The organism is Aliisedimentitalea scapharcae (genome assembly GCF_045277565.1).
GTDB lineage: Bacteria > Pseudomonadota > Alphaproteobacteria > Rhodobacterales > Rhodobacteraceae > Aliisedimentitalea > Aliisedimentitalea scapharcae.
The window spans coordinates 1,764,448-1,779,334 of sequence record NZ_CP123584.1 but is presented as its reverse complement, the minus strand read 5'-3'; the positions used below and the strand labels follow the sequence as shown (position 1 = coordinate 1,779,334).

The 14,887-nt window shown below is 58.0% G+C and carries 18 protein-coding genes; 5 read left to right on the top strand and 13 right to left on the bottom strand.

What is annotated here, in order from left to right; translation table 11 throughout:
• Window positions 1-85 precede the first annotated feature (85 nt).
• The 4 genes from QEZ52_RS08340 to QEZ52_RS08325 form a co-directional block, all read right to left on the bottom strand.
• Window positions 86-949, bottom strand: a complete 864-nt coding sequence (locus QEZ52_RS08340; protein WP_406649387.1) for a glycosyltransferase family 10 domain-containing protein — start codon at window positions 947-949, stop codon at window positions 86-88.
• On the bottom strand, window positions 949-1,827 hold the full coding sequence (locus tag QEZ52_RS08335; RefSeq protein ID WP_406649385.1) for a PhzF family phenazine biosynthesis protein: 879 nt from the start codon (window positions 1,825-1,827) through the stop codon (window positions 949-951). Before QEZ52_RS08335 ends, QEZ52_RS08340 begins: the two co-directional genes overlap by 1 nt.
• A gap of 127 nt (window positions 1,828-1,954) precedes the next feature.
• Window positions 1,955-2,179, bottom strand: a complete 225-nt coding sequence (locus QEZ52_RS08330; protein WP_406649382.1) for a DUF1150 family protein — start codon at window positions 2,177-2,179, stop codon at window positions 1,955-1,957.
• 3 nt (window positions 2,180-2,182) lie between these two features.
• Entirely contained in the window at window positions 2,183-2,596 is a 414-nt protein-coding gene (locus QEZ52_RS08325) for an Hsp20 family protein (RefSeq protein ID WP_406649379.1), read from the bottom strand.
• A 164-nt stretch (window positions 2,597-2,760) separates the two neighbouring features.
• Here QEZ52_RS08325 and QEZ52_RS08320 point away from each other — a divergent pair, with 164 nt between their 5' ends.
• From QEZ52_RS08320 to QEZ52_RS08310, 3 genes are all read left to right on the top strand, one after another.
• Entirely contained in the window at window positions 2,761-2,985 is a 225-nt protein-coding gene (locus QEZ52_RS08320) for a YdcH family protein (protein ID WP_406650383.1), read from the top strand.
• A 372-nt stretch (window positions 2,986-3,357) separates the two neighbouring features.
• A complete protein-coding gene (gene purE / locus QEZ52_RS08315; RefSeq protein WP_406649377.1) occupies window positions 3,358-3,846 on the top strand; it encodes a 5-(carboxyamino)imidazole ribonucleotide mutase in 489 nt (162 codons plus the stop codon).
• Entirely contained in the window at window positions 3,839-4,930 is a 1,092-nt protein-coding gene (locus QEZ52_RS08310) for a 5-(carboxyamino)imidazole ribonucleotide synthase (RefSeq protein WP_406649375.1), read from the top strand. Before purE ends, QEZ52_RS08310 begins: the two co-directional genes overlap by 8 nt.
• Before the next feature lie 111 nt (window positions 4,931-5,041).
• Here QEZ52_RS08310 and QEZ52_RS08305 read toward each other — a convergent pair whose 3' ends face one another.
• The 6 genes from QEZ52_RS08305 to QEZ52_RS08280 form a co-directional block, all read right to left on the bottom strand.
• Window positions 5,042-6,193 (bottom strand): alpha-D-ribose 1-methylphosphonate 5-triphosphate diphosphatase, encoded by a 1,152-nt coding sequence (locus tag QEZ52_RS08305; protein ID WP_406649372.1) that lies wholly within the window; start codon window positions 6,191-6,193, stop codon window positions 5,042-5,044.
• Window positions 6,190-6,975, bottom strand: a complete 786-nt coding sequence (locus QEZ52_RS08300) for an esterase/lipase family protein (RefSeq protein WP_406649371.1) — start codon at window positions 6,973-6,975, stop codon at window positions 6,190-6,192. Before QEZ52_RS08300 ends, QEZ52_RS08305 begins: the two co-directional genes overlap by 4 nt.
• 42 nt (window positions 6,976-7,017) lie before the next feature.
• Window positions 7,018-7,869 (bottom strand): DMT family transporter, encoded by an 852-nt coding sequence (locus tag QEZ52_RS08295; protein ID WP_406649369.1) that lies wholly within the window; start codon window positions 7,867-7,869, stop codon window positions 7,018-7,020.
• 74 nt (window positions 7,870-7,943) lie between these two features.
• On the bottom strand, window positions 7,944-8,483 hold the full coding sequence (locus QEZ52_RS08290) for a GNAT family N-acetyltransferase (RefSeq protein ID WP_406649365.1): 540 nt from the start codon (window positions 8,481-8,483) through the stop codon (window positions 7,944-7,946).
• Between the two features lie 76 nt (window positions 8,484-8,559).
• A complete protein-coding gene (gene groL / locus QEZ52_RS08285; protein ID WP_406649363.1) occupies window positions 8,560-10,212 on the bottom strand; it encodes a chaperonin GroEL in 1,653 nt (550 codons plus the stop codon).
• Window positions 10,213-10,317: 105 nt separating this feature from the next.
• Window positions 10,318-10,605 (bottom strand): co-chaperone GroES, encoded by a 288-nt coding sequence (locus QEZ52_RS08280; RefSeq protein WP_323780923.1) that lies wholly within the window; start codon window positions 10,603-10,605, stop codon window positions 10,318-10,320.
• A gap of 247 nt (window positions 10,606-10,852) precedes the next feature.
• Here QEZ52_RS08280 and QEZ52_RS08275 point away from each other — a divergent pair, with 247 nt between their 5' ends.
• Entirely contained in the window at window positions 10,853-11,749 is an 897-nt protein-coding gene (locus QEZ52_RS08275) for an alpha/beta fold hydrolase (protein WP_406649359.1), read from the top strand.
• A 124-nt stretch (window positions 11,750-11,873) separates the two neighbouring features.
• Here QEZ52_RS08275 and rpsU read toward each other — a convergent pair whose 3' ends face one another.
• The 3 genes from rpsU to QEZ52_RS08260 all read right to left on the bottom strand — a co-directional run bounded on the left by rpsU (window position 11,874) and on the right by QEZ52_RS08260 (window position 13,644).
• Window positions 11,874-12,074, bottom strand: a complete 201-nt coding sequence (gene rpsU, locus QEZ52_RS08270; RefSeq protein ID WP_040700433.1) for a 30S ribosomal protein S21 — start codon at window positions 12,072-12,074, stop codon at window positions 11,874-11,876.
• A 137-nt stretch (window positions 12,075-12,211) separates the two neighbouring features.
• On the bottom strand, window positions 12,212-12,814 hold the full coding sequence (locus QEZ52_RS08265) for a class I SAM-dependent methyltransferase (RefSeq protein WP_406649354.1): 603 nt from the start codon (window positions 12,812-12,814) through the stop codon (window positions 12,212-12,214).
• Window positions 12,815-12,942: 128 nt separating this feature from the next.
• On the bottom strand, window positions 12,943-13,644 hold the full coding sequence (locus QEZ52_RS08260; protein ID WP_406649351.1) for a DUF2161 domain-containing phosphodiesterase: 702 nt from the start codon (window positions 13,642-13,644) through the stop codon (window positions 12,943-12,945).
• A gap of 128 nt (window positions 13,645-13,772) precedes the next feature.
• On the opposite strand from QEZ52_RS08260, the gene QEZ52_RS08255 reads away from it, so the two are divergent.
• Window positions 13,773-14,750, top strand: coding sequence for a TraB/GumN family protein (locus tag QEZ52_RS08255; RefSeq protein ID WP_406649349.1), 978 nt, complete (start codon window positions 13,773-13,775; stop codon window positions 14,748-14,750).
• Window positions 14,751-14,887: the final 137 nt, after the last annotated feature.

Sequence of the window (14,887 nt, the reverse complement as noted above, 5' to 3'; positions counted from 1 at the left end):
TGGAATTGGCAGCAAAAGGGGACGATGACAATTTTGTCAGACTGTCCTGAACTCCAGGTATCCGGTTTGGGTGCTCTGATTTTCCTTACAGGCTGTCACGGATCGCGACGGCGGCGCGCAGATCCAGATCACAATATCGCTCTAGCACCGGATGAATGGCCTGCAATTTGGGCAGACGTGTCACAAAGTCATCCTCGGACATCGTTTCTACAGCGCGTTGAATATCCGCAGCGCTGTTACACTGAATGATCCCCGATATGTCCATGAAGTGATCCAGATTGGGACACCCCCAGTAAATTGGGACCGTGTTGCACAACACTGCATCCACCAGCTTTTCCGAAAAATAGTTCTTCTCCTGAACGTTCTCGATCACGATGGAGTACCGATATGGGGCCAACCCGTCGGATTTCGCATCGAACGGTGTATAGCCCCGCCCCATGACCGCGACCGGGTGATCAGACCCACGGACCCATTCGACCATGTGATGCCGCAACTTGTGCCCCGAGGAATCCCGCTTGGCCGAGGCTATCAGCGAACACATCTCGGTTTTGCGTAGCGGCAGGTCGCGCCACTCTGGCACCCAGGTCGTACCCAGCGGAAAGAAATACGCATTGGGCAGGTGGGTCAGCAGATAATCGCTAAAGGTCAGCACCTTGTAAAACCGCCGATGGGTCAACCGCAGCAGGCGCAGATGTTTGGCATGGATGACCGAAGGTTCTCCCAGGATCAGGGAAATTCGGGCCTGTGTGCCATATCGAATCTGGAAATGGGTATTGGTTCGGGGAAAGACGATCAGATGGTCGGTGGGCAGCAAATCCGCAACCTGGCGTCCTTGCAATCGTTCAGGACAGCCCAGTGGCCAATTCAGATCACTGACGGGCCGTTGCCCCAACCCAGGGCCCAATTTCATTCCATACGGCAAAACGGCAATGGCAGGTGTCATATCCATTACACAGGCAGCTCCACAGTGCCGCGCATCAGAACAAAGCCTGCACCGCTGACCTTGACGCCGGTGATCGCATCCCCGGTTCCGATCCGCGTGACCCGAGCCTGTCCCGGACGTCCCAATCCATGACCCTGCTCTGCGATGAAACTGTCCTTATGCATGAGCCCGTGATGCCACAAATAGGCCGCCATTGCCCCCGTGGCCGAGCCAGTAAATGGATCCTCTGGCGGGCTGGGCGGTGCCATCAACAGGCGGGAAAACGTATCCCCCGCCTCTGTCGCCCCTTGCAAGGTAACCAGAAAGGGTTCGGACATATCGACGCCTGGCGCGTCCAAAGCCCGAGACAGCGTATCGAGCGCCGCAACGTCCAGCCGGGCCGCCCGCAATGCCTCATGATTGCGCAACACGGTAATGCAGAATGGCAAGCCAGTTGAAACCACTTGTGGCGTTCCCAAAATGGCGTCACGCGGCAGCGAAACCGCCGCCGCTATCAGCGCCGGATCCGGCGTCGCACCAAATACTGGCGCAATCTGTATCATTTCGATCTGATCGCCGGAGATGGAGACCTCTACCAATCCGGCCCCAGTGTCCAGCACAATCCGATCCCCGGTAAACATCCCACGATCCCGCATTGCAGCAACGGTGGCGATCGTCGGATGCCCGGCAAACGGAATCTCGCGGCTGGCCAGGAAATATCGCACCCGCACATCGGCCATTTTGGACGGGCCTGTAAAAGTGCATTCAACCAATGATGTCTCGCGCACATAGTTCAAACAGACCTGGTCCGACAGAAGCGCTCCGCCGTGCACCACGGCACAGCCGTTGCCACCAAAGGGTTGGTCCGAAAACGCATCCACCCAGTCGAAATCAAAACGGGTCATCGGGATTGCCCCCCCTGTTAGTGGCACGTTAGTGTATGGCTGGCGCAACTCGCAGGCCCTTGTGGCAGAGCCTGTGTCGACGGTCAAAGCCTGCGTGACCCGAGAATGCCGGGAGTGCCCGGGATGATTAGTGCACGGCCACCGGCGTGAAATCATTCTGGCGTGCCAGCACAAAGGCCAGACGACGATCCGCCACCAGCGCCAATTGCGCACCCTGAGCATCATGTACTGCATAGAGCTGTTTCTGGTCGCCGACGTTGGCACGTACCTCTTCGGGGAGATCCGCCGCATCCACGGTTTTTACATAAACAATGCGTTGACCTGCATCGTTGAAATCAAATGGCACATGCATGGCTTACCCTTTCTTGATGTTGATCTTTTGGACCACAGTTTCAGGCCGGGACCGGGTCAGGTCCACATGCAGCAGACCGTTTTCCATGATTGCCTCGCCCACTTCGACACCATCGGCCAGCACAAACATGCGCTGGAACTGTCGTGCGGCAATGCCCCGGTGCAGGAACACCCGCCCGTCACTGTCGTCACGTTGGCGCCCACGGATGACCAATTGCCGGTCCTCGATCGTGATCGCCAGATCCTCTTCGGCGAACCCGGCCACAGCCAGCGTAATCCGATAGGAATAATCCGAGGTCTGTTCGATATTATAAGGGGGATAGCCTTCGTTGCCCGACTTGGCCGAGCGTTCAAGAAGACGTTCCAGCTGTTCAAAGCCCAGCATATGCGGGTATGAGCCCAGAGTAAGTTTTGACACGAATTCGTCCTTCATTTTTCAAAGCGACGGGTCGCACGGTCCCGTTCTGGCAACCGCACATCTGCGAATATGGGAAGAAAACCGGGGATTAACAAGGGCTAGGCGAAAACAACGTGAACGCGTATCATGTCGGCAGAAGCAGTAATAACAACCCCGAGTCGCCCATGAACGCCCCGTCAGAACTATCGATGAAGAATGATGATGTTTTGCATGTGGAATTGGAGGTTTTCAGGCAGCAGCACCGCGATCTGGATGACGCCATTCACGCGCTGGAAGAACGCGGAACAGGCGACCAGCTGACGATCCGCCGCCTGAAAAAGCAGAAACTTCTGCTCAAGGACAAGATATCGTTGATTGAAGACCGCCTAACCCCGGATATCATTGCCTGATCTGACGCCTTTGGTGGTTGTTGCGCGTCTTCTTTTCTATCGGAAAATCACATCCTGCGCAGCCGGTGACCCAACCGCGGTCTCGCAGCACCCCAAGCAGCGGGAGTCGACCCGTAGCCACCTGTCTGACAAAGAGCTGCCCGGGCACGGTTTCGGCATTTTTCCTCCAACGTCCGAACGCTCCCGCCCCCCGGCCGGTCGGCTGACGCCGACAGTCCTGCGAGGTTGGGGCGGGAGCCGCGGGTCGTGCCCAAAAACACGGGCCAATCGGGCTTGTGCCGCATTGCCTCGCGCCATGGTTTGGCTATAGTGCGCGCTCCTTTCAACCGGCTCCGAGGGCAATCATCGGGGCAGATCACGCAAGGGCACGATATGGGTGACATCAAAGTGGGCATAATCATGGGCAGCCAGTCCGATTGGCCAACCATGAAAGAAGCAGCTGACATCCTGGACCAATTGGCCATCCCGTATGAGGCCAAGATAGTCTCGGCTCACCGTACGCCCGATCGTCTTTGGGAGTATGGCAAAACCGCAGTGGACAATGGGCTGCATGTGATCATTGCCGGTGCCGGCGGTGCGGCCCATCTGCCTGGCATGATGGCCTCCAAAACCCGAGTGCCGGTCATTGGTGTTCCGGTACAAACCCGGGCGCTCTCTGGCGTAGATTCACTCTATTCCATCCTGCAGATGCCCCGCGGCTTTCCCGTGGCGACAATGGCAATCGGTGCCGCTGGCGCAGCCAACGCAGGTTTGATGGCGGCCGGGATCCTCGCCCTGCAGGATATGGCCCTGGCCGAACGGCTGGACACGTGGCGCCAGTCCCTGTCTGATTCCATTCCGCAGGAGCCCAGCGATGACTGAATCCCCTTCTCCCCTGGCCACTGGTGCCGTCATCGGCATCCTGGGTGGTGGCCAACTGGGGCGCATGTTGTCCGTCGCGGCCTCGCGTCTTGGCTTTCTCACGCATATTTACGAACCCGGCACCAACCCGCCGGCAGGCCAGGTGGCCCACCGTGTTACCACCGCGGCCTATGATGACGAAGACGCATTGCGTGCCTTTGCCCAGTCCGTTGACGTCATCACCTATGAATTCGAAAACATACCGACCTCGGCGTTGGATCTGTTGGAAGCCCACCGTCCAATTCGTCCGGGCCGCGAAGCTCTGCGGGTCAGTCAGGATCGCCTGATCGAAAAGACCTTTCTGCGCGACCTGGGTCTGGCCACGGCCCCGTTTGCCGATGTCACCGATGCAGTATCTCTGGATGCCGGATTGGCCGAAATCGGCGCTCCGGCGATCCTCAAGACACGTCGATTCGGCTATGATGGCAAAGGCCAGGTCCGCATCAAATCTGACGCGGACGCGCCAGGGGCCATTGCCGATATGGCCGGTGCCCCGGCCCTGCTCGAAGGCTTTGTCGACTTCAGCCACGAAGTATCGGTCATCGCTGCCCGTGGGCTCGGTGGAGATGTCGCCTGTTTCGATCCCGGCGAAAACGTGCATCGCGATGGAATCCTGCACACCACAACAGTGCCCGCCAGATTATCCGCGTCTCAGCGGATGGACGCGGTTCTGATGGCTGCCAAGATCCTGAACGCATTGAATTATGTCGGAGTGATGGGCGTAGAATTGTTTGTCACTCCGCAAGGTCTGATCGTCAACGAAGTGGCCCCGCGCGTGCACAACTCTGGCCATTGGACCCAGAACGGTTGCAGCGTAGATCAGTTTGAACAGCATATTCGCGCCATCGTCGGCTGGCCGCTGGGCGATGGTCAACGCCATTCGGATGTGGTGATGGAAAACTTGATCGGTCATGATGTCGATCAGCTGCCGGACTTGGTACGCGAACGGGATTGTGCCCTGCATCTTTATGGCAAGACCGACACGAAACCCGGGCGCAAGATGGGCCACGTCAATCGCATCCAACGCCCGGAAACCAAAACCTGATCCCTGCACAACGCGCCAAGAAAATTATCAAATTTTCTTGGCAAAATTCTTTCCAAGAATTTTGGGTGACCCGGACGCCTTTGGGTGTCCCGGCAATATTATCTCCCAATGTCAGGCAACAAAACGCCCGACAATGTCCCCCGACAGGTAACTGAACCGCCCTCCTGCCATGGTTGCGACCACGCGGTGGTTATTGGGATCCAAAACAACCAAATCAGCACGCAGACCAGCGGCCAGCTTCCCTCGATCCTCTAGCCCCAAAACCCGGGCAGGCCCCTCCGAGACCAGCGCCCACGCCGCGCTCAGGTCGAGCACGCCGGATTGCGCCAACATAATCGCCGCGCGACGTGGGCTGGGATAGTGATAGTCCGACGCCAACCCATCGCACAGGCCCATGGCAATAAGATCAATCGCCGATGCATTGCCATTGTGCGATCCGCCCCGAACCACATTCGGTGCTCCCATGATCACATGATCTCCGGCACCACGCGCGGCTTCGGCAGCCTCCAATGTTTCGGGAAACTCCGAAATCCTCACGCCACGTTTGCGCCAGCGCGCCCGATCCTCTGCGCGCTGATCATCATGGGATCCCATTGTAACCCCATCACGTGCCAACGTGGCGCACAGCGTATCCAGCGCCGATGGAACTTGGCCGCTTTGGGCATGCAATGACTTCAAGAGTTCGAAATGAACTTCGGGGTTTCTCCGCGCTTTGAGCGCCTGCCCTGTCAGCCGGGGCGGTTTCTTGCCTGCGGCCAGCCTGTCATGCGGCAAGTGATCGTTAAAGACGATATACGTCACCTGCCATTTGGCCAGAAGATCCGGCAACCCGGCATAGCTGTCCAGCATATGGGTCTCAAACCGCAGCTGCGGTATCAGATCGGTAACCACCTGCGGTCTGACCTTGGCCATCGCCGTCATCACCTGTTCGGCGAACTCCGGGCCACGGACCCCGCCCTCCCAGCTGTGGAACTGGGCCAAGACCGCGGTGGTAATCCCATTGGCGGCCAGTTCGGATTCGGCGGCGATCAATCCCTCTTCCATGACCTTCATCGCGCCCCGGCGCGGGGCCACATGGCGTTCGAAACCATCCCCATGCAGATCAATGATGCCGGGCATAACCAGGTACCCTGTCAAATCCACGGATCGGCCGACCGCCGCATCCACGATCACCCCATCCGCAATCGACACGGTGCCGCGATGCAGCCCTTCTTGCGGGCGCATGACCTGCGCTCCGATCAAATCCAATGCAAGACCTGTCACCTGTCCGTTCCCTCTCTGGATGGATCAACATCCTGGCACGCCTGCCCCTTGCAATCCCGCAATCCAAAATCAAAAACCGCATCGACCAGAGATAGATCCGGATCGAACCGTTCGGTCGCCAAAAATCGCAGGGTCTGCGCCATGACCAGCGGATTGTTCATCATGAACGTATGCGTTACCGGCAATTCGATATGGTCTCTCATACCCTGCACCCGGGTCGAAGCGGTCGATACTTTGCCATCGTCTGGCCCGTCGATCAGCGTGGAAAAGACCGGATTGAGCGATTGCGTCCCGGCAATGATCCCCACGGGGTAGTCTACCGGCCCCAGGCGGCGCGGCACACTTGTCGGACCAGTGCCCAATTGCATCCCGGCAGGACCATTGATCAGACCAAACACTTCCCAGTCGCCCAGTTCGTCCACCAATTTGCTGCCCTGATTTGGCGGCCCCAACATCACCACGCGGCCCAGGGTCTCAGGGCGGTTGCTGCGCAACCAGTATCGCAACAGGATCCCCCCCATGGAATGGGTTACAAAATGCACTGGTTTTGCCCCTCCACAGGATTCAATCGCCGCCGGAATCGTTTGGTCTGCCAATTCGGGAATGGGCAGATCCGTTGACGGATACCCGGGGCGGACGGTGTTGAAACCACGTTGCTTCAGAACCTGTTCCATCACTGCAAAAGATGTTTCGGTCCGCGCCAGCCCATGTAGCAACACCACGCATTCAGCCAGCGCCGCGACCGGAGAGACACAGAAAAGGAACGCTATCAAAACCCGCATGTGTTCCGAGATACGCCCAAAGCAGACCGGCGAAAACCCCGCTTAGCCGACCTTGCGCGAAATTCCCCCACGCAGGACCGTGGCGATCCCTGCGATCACGATACCTGACCCCAGAATGATCCGCAGATCCAGATGTTCGCCCAATGCCAGGGCACCGGCAGCGATCGCCAGAACCGGAACCGACAATTGAACCGTAGCAGCCAATGGTCCAGGAAGCCGGGGCAGCACCGTATACCACAGCGCATAGCCCAATCCGGACGTCACCGCGCCCGAAAGGATGGCCAGACCAACTCCGACAGGCGTCATATGCCCCTGCCATCCCACCATCGACAGAACGGCCAACGTCAGAACAAAGGACAGAACGAAGTTTCCGGCAGTCGCGCCCAGCGGGCTTTGGGCCCCACGCCCAACCAGCGAATAGGCACCCCAACCCAGTCCCGCCAAAACCATGAATAACACGCCGCTCAGCGACACCGAAACAGCCCCCTGCGGCCACAACACCAACGCCAGCCCAGCCAGGGCCAGGACACCGCCGCCCAGCTGCAATCGGCCGAGCGGTGCCCCCATTGCCGTGTTCCAGGCCACCATCGTGAACTGGACCACCCCAAACAGGATCAATGCCCCCAACCCAGCGTCCAGAGATTTGTAAGCCAATGAAAAACCGATCATATAGACCGTCAGCGACACGCCTCCCGACATCAGCCGCCCAACCGGTTGGCGCAGGCTGACACCCTGATGCAGAGCCAATCCGACAAGCACCAGCATCCCCGCCGCCAGTCGCACCAGCGCAAAGCTTTCGGCGTCTATATATCCCGGCCCCACCGCCAATCGGTTCAGAACCGAATTGGCGGCAAAGGCAATCATGGTAAGGGTGGTCAAAAGAGTCAGGCGCATAACATCCAGACTTAGCCTGTCACATCATTTAGCACCATTCACAATTCGATCAGAGCCAGCTGTTCTGATCCCGGTCAATCATCGGAGGAAAAAGCTGCGGGATAGATCAATTCGGCCTTTGGTACATCCTCGCCCGGTGCGGCCAGCATCGTAAAGTCGCGTGGGTACGGCGACGTCAGCCGCGCAGCCCGCGTCCGGGAAAATCCACATTGTTCATAAAACTCTGGTTGCCCCAGAACGACGATCGCCGGACTTTTGTCAAATTCAGGGGTCCGGGCCGCAGACGCCAGTTCAGAAACCAGACGTTTTCCAACTTGCCAGTGGCCTTTGGCCTGCCCCGCAGGGGTCAACGCGCCGCGCTGCACCTCGGGTAGAACCGCCACCGGAGCCAGGCAAAGCCAACCAACGGGCGCGACCATGCGCGACAGCCCCGCATAGGCGATAATGCGTCCATCCCAATGGATCACGCTTTCGGATACCATGTCCTTGTCCCGCCGCAACGCATGAACCAAGGCGACCTCTTGAACACCGCCAAACGCCGCCTGCAAAAGCGCGTCTACCTCTGCGAAGTCATCCGGTCTGATATCACGAACAAAATCGGGTCCATTGACCATCCCAATGCCTCCAAACACAAAAAAAGGGGCCGCTCCTGCGAGCGACCCCAATTCTGTAGCACAAGGGTGCAGATGATTACATCATGCCGCCCATGCCGCCCATGCCGCCCATGTCGGGCATGCCGCCACCGGCACCAGCGCCAGCTTTTTCAGGCTTGTCGGCAACCATGGCTTCGGTGGTGATCAGCAGACCGGCAACCGATGCTGCATCTTCCAGCGCGGTACGAACCACTTTGGCCGGGTCGATCACACCAAATGCGAACATGTCGCCATATTCTTCGGTCTGAGCGTTAAAGCCGAATGTGACGTCGTCGCTTTCGCGCACTTTGCCAGCAACCACGGCACCGTCAACACCTGCGTTTTCAGCGATCTGACGCAGCGGCGCTTCGATGGCTTTGCGCACAATCACGATACCTGCGGTCTGGTCAGAATTGGCACCTTCCAGAGCAGCCAGGGCTTTGCCTGCCTGAACCAGAGCAACACCACCGCCGACGACGACGCCTTCCTGCACAGCAGCGCGGGTCGCGTTCAGAGCATCGTCAACACGGTCTTTGCGCTCTTTCACTTCGACTTCGGTCATGCCGCCGACGCGGATGACTGCAACGCCGCCTGCCAGTTTGGCAACGCGTTCCTGCAGCTTTTCACGGTCGTAGTCAGACGTGGTTTCTTCGATCTGTGCGCGGATCTGACCAACACGGGCTTCGATTTCGGCTTTTTCGCCTGCACCGTCAACGATGGTGGTTTCGTCTTTGGTGATTTCGATTTTCTTGGCGCTGCCCAGCATGTCCATGGTGACGGACTCGAGCTTCATGCCCAGATCTTCGGAGATCACCTGACCGCCGGTCAGGATCGCGATGTCCTGCAGCATGGCTTTGCGGCGATCGCCGAAACCAGGTGCTTTGACAGCAGCAATTTTCAGACCACCGCGCAGCTTGTTGACAACCAGAGTTGCCAGCGCTTCGCCTTCGACGTCTTCAGCAATGATCAGCAGCGGCTTCTGCGACTGGATCACCTGCTCGAGCAGCGGAACCATCGACTGCAGCGACGACAGTTTCTTTTCGTGCAGCAGGATCATGCAGTCGTCCAGATCTGCAATCATCTTGTCAGCGTTGGTGACAAAGTAAGGCGACAGGTAACCGCGGTCGAACTGCATGCCTTCAACAACATCGGTCTCTGTTTCCAGGCCTTTGTTCTCTTCAACGGTGATGACGCCTTCGTTGCCAACTTTTTGCATCGCGTCTGCAATCTGCTGACCGATATCGGCTTCGCCGTTGGCCGAGATGGTGCCAACCTGGGCAACTTCGGCGCTGTCTTTGACTTCGCGCGATGCGTCTTTGATGCCCTGCACGACTTTGGCAGTTGCCAGGTCGATGCCGCGCTTCAGATCCATCGGGTTCAGACCGGCTGCAACCTGCTTCAGGCCTTCGCGAACAATCGCCTGGGCCAGAACGGTGGCAGTGGTGGTGCCGTCACCGGCTTCGTCGTTGGTGCGGGAAGCAACTTCCTTCACCATCTGGGCGCCCATGTTTTCGAACTTGTCTTCCAGTTCGATCTCTTTGGCAACCGAAACACCGTCTTTGGTGATGCGCGGTGCGCCGAACGATTTGTCCAGAACCACGTTGCGGCCTTTGGGGCCCAGGGTCACTTTGACAGCATCGGCCAGGATGTTCACACCAGCCAGCATACGGTTACGGGCATCGGTGTCGAATTTGACGTCCTTAGCAGCCATGTTCATTTCTCCTTGAGAATGTCTTTAGAAATCATGTGGTGGGCACCTCTTGTCAGGCCCACGTAGGGTGCGTGCTTGCACGCACCATCGAACAAGCCGTGGTGCTTATTCGATGATCCCCATGATGTCGCTTTCTTTCATCATCAGCAGCTCTTCGCCGTCGACTGTAACCTCGGTGCCCGACCATTTGCCGAACAGGATCTTGTCGCCAGCCGAAACAGCCATTGCGATCAGTTCGCCGCTGTCTTTGCGCGCGCCTTCACCGGTCGAGACGACAACGCCTTCGCTCGGCTTTTCTTTGGCGCTTTCGGGGATGATCAGTCCGCCAGCAGTTTTTTCTTCGCTTTCGGTGCGACGCACCAGTACGCGGTCATGAAGCGGTTTCAATGCCATCTTTGCAGCTCCTTGAGGCTCAAAGGTTGTTTTTCATATCCCTCCGCTCCCTGGCGAAGGCATTATCACTCGACCTTGGTGAGTGATAACGACGAATAGTTAGGAGCGGAAAATCCCCGAGTCAACAAGATACGCTGACTTTTTTCATTCATCAGCAAAGTGACCTACCGTTTGTCTGGTTTACAGGTCGTTCGGGACCGATACAGTGACCTGACAAAACAGCCAATTCAACGCAGGAACCCGGGACATGCAAATTCAGGCCAATGGCATTCACCTCGAAGTCGAAGACCATGGGGACACGAACAACACGCCCCTGATCCTGATCCGGGGACAGGGCAGCCAATTGGCCCATTGGCCAGATGCTCTTGTTCAGGGTTTTGTTGACGCCGGGTATCGAACAATCATTTTTGACAACCGCGATACCGGTCTCTCTGCACGATGCCCACATCCGGACGCCCCGGGCGAGGCTGGTGCCGTGCTGGATCTGATCCGCGCTGGCGGCCCCCTGCCCCAGCCCTATGACATTCACGATATGGTCGGGGATGTGATCGGGGTGATGGATGCCCTGAACATCGAGCGCGCGCATGTGTTCGGCATTTCCATGGGCGGCGCTATCCTGCAACAACTGTGCATCGACCATGCGGACCGGGTTCTGTCCGCCACCATCGTGATGACCGCCTGTCGCCCGTTCGTGGATCGCACATCGGGCAGCACCGAAGACCTGGTCGCCCTGGCCCAAAGCCTATTGGTTGCCCCCCGCACGCGCACAGAATACTTGGATGGCCAAGTCGAAGAACACGCCAATTGGGGCAGCCCCGGTTATCCCATGCCCGAGGCCGACATCCGCGCCATGGCCAACCGCGCCTATGACCGCGGCGTGGATGATGAGGGCATGAACCGTCAGGTTTTGGCCATCGCCTCCGCAGGCGACCGCCGTCCCGGGCTGACATGCCTCGCCCTGCCCTGTCTGGTAATCCACGGCACCGACGACACCCTGATCCCGCTGGAGTTGGGCCAGGAAATCGCCGACCACATCCCCGACAGCGAATACCATGCAATCAAAGGCATGGGCCACATCATCACGCCGGCCTTGTCGCCGGTGATCGTTGATTTGGTAACCGATTTCATCGGTCGGCGTGGTTGATGGTTAACAGCCGGCCGCGCAAAAGGTGATTGTCGGCTACGCAGATAAAGCGGGCTTTCGCTGCGGTTATGGCAACGTCCACTGTCGGGGGCCCTGATTATTCAACATCAAGAGTTGAAACAAATCATCCTTCGCGTTCCAGCTTCTTGCGTGCCAGCTTGCGGGCACGACGGATCGCTTCTGCTTTCTGACGCGCGTTTTTCTCGGAAGGCTTCTCGAAATGTTGCTTGAGCTTCATTTCACGGAATACCCCCTCCTTTTGGAGCTTTTTCTTTAGAACTCGGAGGGCCTGATCGACATTGTTGTCGCGAACACTAACCTGCATGTGGTTACACCAACTTTCTTGTTTGGGGTTGTGGTGATCTGAATCTATTGGCCAAATAGCAACCCTGGACGATCTTGTACAGCAAGGTCCGCTATTCGGATGAAACTATCATTGTCTGCAATAGCTCCCAGGTCCGCCTAATTTATCATAAAAACATCATATCGCGTTGTTTTACCGATAATTTGATGAGTGCATTTCTTCACGCCCTCAATAGGAGCAGCCTTGGCGGGCCACTTTAGAACCACGCGTTTACGCGCATGTTTGATCGCCAATCGTACGAGATCAGCAGCGTCATCGTCGGCGCCGACGATCTCGCGGACTTGACGGAGCTCTTGTTTCACCAATGCCGACTTTTTCCGTTCAGGATGCATTGGATCAATCAGAATGGCTTCGCCAGCCAATTCTGGGATCAAATCCAGCGCGTCTCCCTTCAAAAGGGTCATGCGGCCAATAATTTCGCGAAACTGACCACCCTCTCTTGCTGCGCGCTCCATGCCTTGAACCAACAATGCGTGCATTTTCTCTGAGCGTTCGATCAAAGTGACTTGCGCACCTAAAGACGCCAAAAGAAATGAGTCCCGGCCCAATCCGGCAGTTGCATCAACAATCATGGGAGTTTTACCCCCCCGCAGCCCCATGGCCTTGGCTAAATCTTGACCACGACCGCCGCCGAACCGAAGACGGTGGGCGACTGAACCTTCGACAAAATCAATGCGAAGCTCTCCTGCAACCTGCGTCAAATTCTATACATTCTCTTTCCCCGAACAGCATCAATGCTCGTACTCTTCGATCTGTAGCGCATTTCTGTATTTCCCACAGCCCCAAAAAGCGGCCGTTGGTGCAGTGCGCGGCATTTGACATAATGGCTTCAGAGCTGTCCTTCACGTGGTTCAACATCTGCGAGGTTCTCCCAGCTATAGGCCCAGTGTTTCAAGCCTTCCCCTCCTGCCGCGGACAGCGCGTAGAGACCCTTGTCCACCTTGTCGAACCAGCCATAGTGATTGTCCCGCATCAGCCGTGTTGCGGCAGCGACTCCCGTGGCCTTGGCCACCGCTGCTCCTTTGGCCACTCCGTGTTCGGCCAGATGGGCGGCGCAGCGCAGGGCGTCCTGGCGATAGGCGGTAACGATACCGTGGCGGGTGGCCCCGCCCGCATTGGGGTCACCCTGCAACCGATTGAATTCGCGCAGCAGCCGCGCGGTTTTCACCTTGGATTTACGCGGTGCATACGGTCCCGGATCACAGTGCACTTCGGCCACCGCATCTGCACGCACGGTAATCAGCCCCAATCCCAACCGCCGACAGAGCGACAGGTTGTCCTTGAGCGCGCGGCGCGCTGTGCGCCCCGTGGGTTTTGGCACTGCCACATATACCAGATCACTCATCGCCTGACGCGCCACTGCCTGATGAAACAAGCTGAGCGAAAACCGCATCTTCAGCTCGACGATCACCGGCGGCTCGTCACCGCGACAGGCCACCACATCGGCGGCGCCCACCTCTCCCTTGACCTCATACCCTTGGGTCATCAGCAGCTGTTTGATCGGCGGATACAGATCCTGTTCACGTTTCATATTGCCATGCTAAAGGGGAACGCCATCCGGGTTCAACACCTGTCCATCGCCAGACGACATGATCCTGCGCTTGTCGTAAGGGCCTGTCTGCCCTAGGTGTAAGGGGACGCAATTCCTGGGCTTCGAGTATGAAATTACTTGCTTTTTGTTTCTTGTTACTGGTCGGTGCCGGAACAGCCCAGGCCCGGTGCAGCGGAATTGATTATCGCACACAGCTGTCTCCAACTGAGCTGGCCAACCTGAAACGGGAAGCCGCCAAGGTGCCGTTTGCCTATGGCAATCACTGGATCGCGACGCGCGGGGGCCGACGCATTCACATCATTGGCACCCTGCATGACGGCGACCGACGGATGGTTCGGGTGATGCGAAATCTGCGCCCGGTGCTGGATCGGGCGGACGCCGCCCTGTTCGAAGTGACCGATCAGGATCTGGACGGTAATATCTTTGAACGGCAGCTGGGTCATTTCACGTTGCCCGCCCAGACCCGCCTTCAGGATCTGCTGACCGAAGACACCTGGGCGCTTTTGTCCCGTCTGGCCACCGCCCGTGGATTGAACCCGGCCAAAGTCGATACGCTTCAGCCCTGGGCTGCCTCGATGTTCCTGATCAGCGATACCTGCACAATGTTGGGGATCGGTCCAACCCGAGGGCTGGACAGCCGGATCGAACGCTATGCGATCCGCAAAAGGATCCCGATTGGTGCGTTGGAAACCGTTGGAGAATCCTTTGCTGCCTTTTCCCGCGTGCCGTTGCGGGATCAGGTGCGCAATGTCGAAATCGAATTGCAGATGATGCTTGCCGACAAACCTGACGATTCCTCGGTCGTCGAGGCCTATTTCGAAGAAGCCGTTTGGGAATCCATTCTCCTGCAACGCTGGATCATGCGCCGATACGCGCGCGCCTCAGATCAGGAGCTTCGGCGGTATTGGCAACGGTTTGACAAGAACCTGATCACCACGCGCAATCTGAAATGGACAAAGCGTATTCTGGCCACCCAGGGCGACACATTGGTGGTTGCCGTCGGTGCGGCCCATTTGCCGGGGCACTCCGGCCTGTTGAACCTGCTCAAGGCCCGCGGTTACAGGTTGGAACGCGCGCCTTGGTGAAGAATGGCACCACCCTGCCCCGCCCAACCGGGGTGCGCCCGTCAGAGGGGATGCGATTCCCCCATGATCCATGCGCCCCTGCCCGATCACAGGTCGCCCCGGACCATGCGCCGCAGCGCAGCATCGGTGGGGTGACA

Bases quoted from the DNA above. Each gene is read 5' to 3' on its own strand.
- QEZ52_RS08290 (WP_406649365.1), bottom strand. From the start codon at position 8,483: ATGGTCAATGGACCCGATTTTGTTCGTGATATCAGACCGGATGACTTC.
- groL (WP_406649363.1), bottom strand. From the start codon at position 10,212: ATGGCTGCTAAGGACGTCAAATTCGACACCGATGCCCGTAACCGTATG.
- QEZ52_RS08255 (WP_406649349.1), top strand. From the start codon at position 13,773: ATGAAATTACTTGCTTTTTGTTTCTTGTTACTGGTCGGTGCCGGAACA.
- QEZ52_RS08310 (WP_406649375.1), top strand. From the start codon at position 3,839: ATGACTGAATCCCCTTCTCCCCTGGCCACTGGTGCCGTCATCGGCATC.
- purE (WP_406649377.1), top strand. From the start codon at position 3,358: ATGGGTGACATCAAAGTGGGCATAATCATGGGCAGCCAGTCCGATTGG.
- QEZ52_RS08335 (WP_406649385.1), bottom strand. From the start codon at position 1,827: ATGACCCGTTTTGATTTCGACTGGGTGGATGCGTTTTCGGACCAACCC.
- QEZ52_RS08340 (WP_406649387.1), bottom strand. From the start codon at position 949: ATGGATATGACACCTGCCATTGCCGTTTTGCCGTATGGAATGAAATTG.
- rpsU (WP_040700433.1), bottom strand. From the start codon at position 12,074: ATGCAGGTTAGTGTTCGCGACAACAATGTCGATCAGGCCCTCCGAGTT.
- QEZ52_RS08275 (WP_406649359.1), top strand. From the start codon at position 10,853: ATGCAAATTCAGGCCAATGGCATTCACCTCGAAGTCGAAGACCATGGG.
- QEZ52_RS08320 (WP_406650383.1), top strand. From the start codon at position 2,761: ATGAACGCCCCGTCAGAACTATCGATGAAGAATGATGATGTTTTGCAT.
- QEZ52_RS08300 (WP_406649371.1), bottom strand. From the start codon at position 6,975: ATGCGGGTTTTGATAGCGTTCCTTTTCTGTGTCTCTCCGGTCGCGGCG.
- QEZ52_RS08260 (WP_406649351.1), bottom strand. From the start codon at position 13,644: ATGAAACGTGAACAGGATCTGTATCCGCCGATCAAACAGCTGCTGATG.
- QEZ52_RS08330 (WP_406649382.1), bottom strand. From the start codon at position 2,179: ATGCATGTGCCATTTGATTTCAACGATGCAGGTCAACGCATTGTTTAT.
- QEZ52_RS08280 (WP_323780923.1), bottom strand. From the start codon at position 10,605: ATGGCATTGAAACCGCTTCATGACCGCGTACTGGTGCGTCGCACCGAA.
- QEZ52_RS08295 (WP_406649369.1), bottom strand. From the start codon at position 7,869: ATGCGCCTGACTCTTTTGACCACCCTTACCATGATTGCCTTTGCCGCC.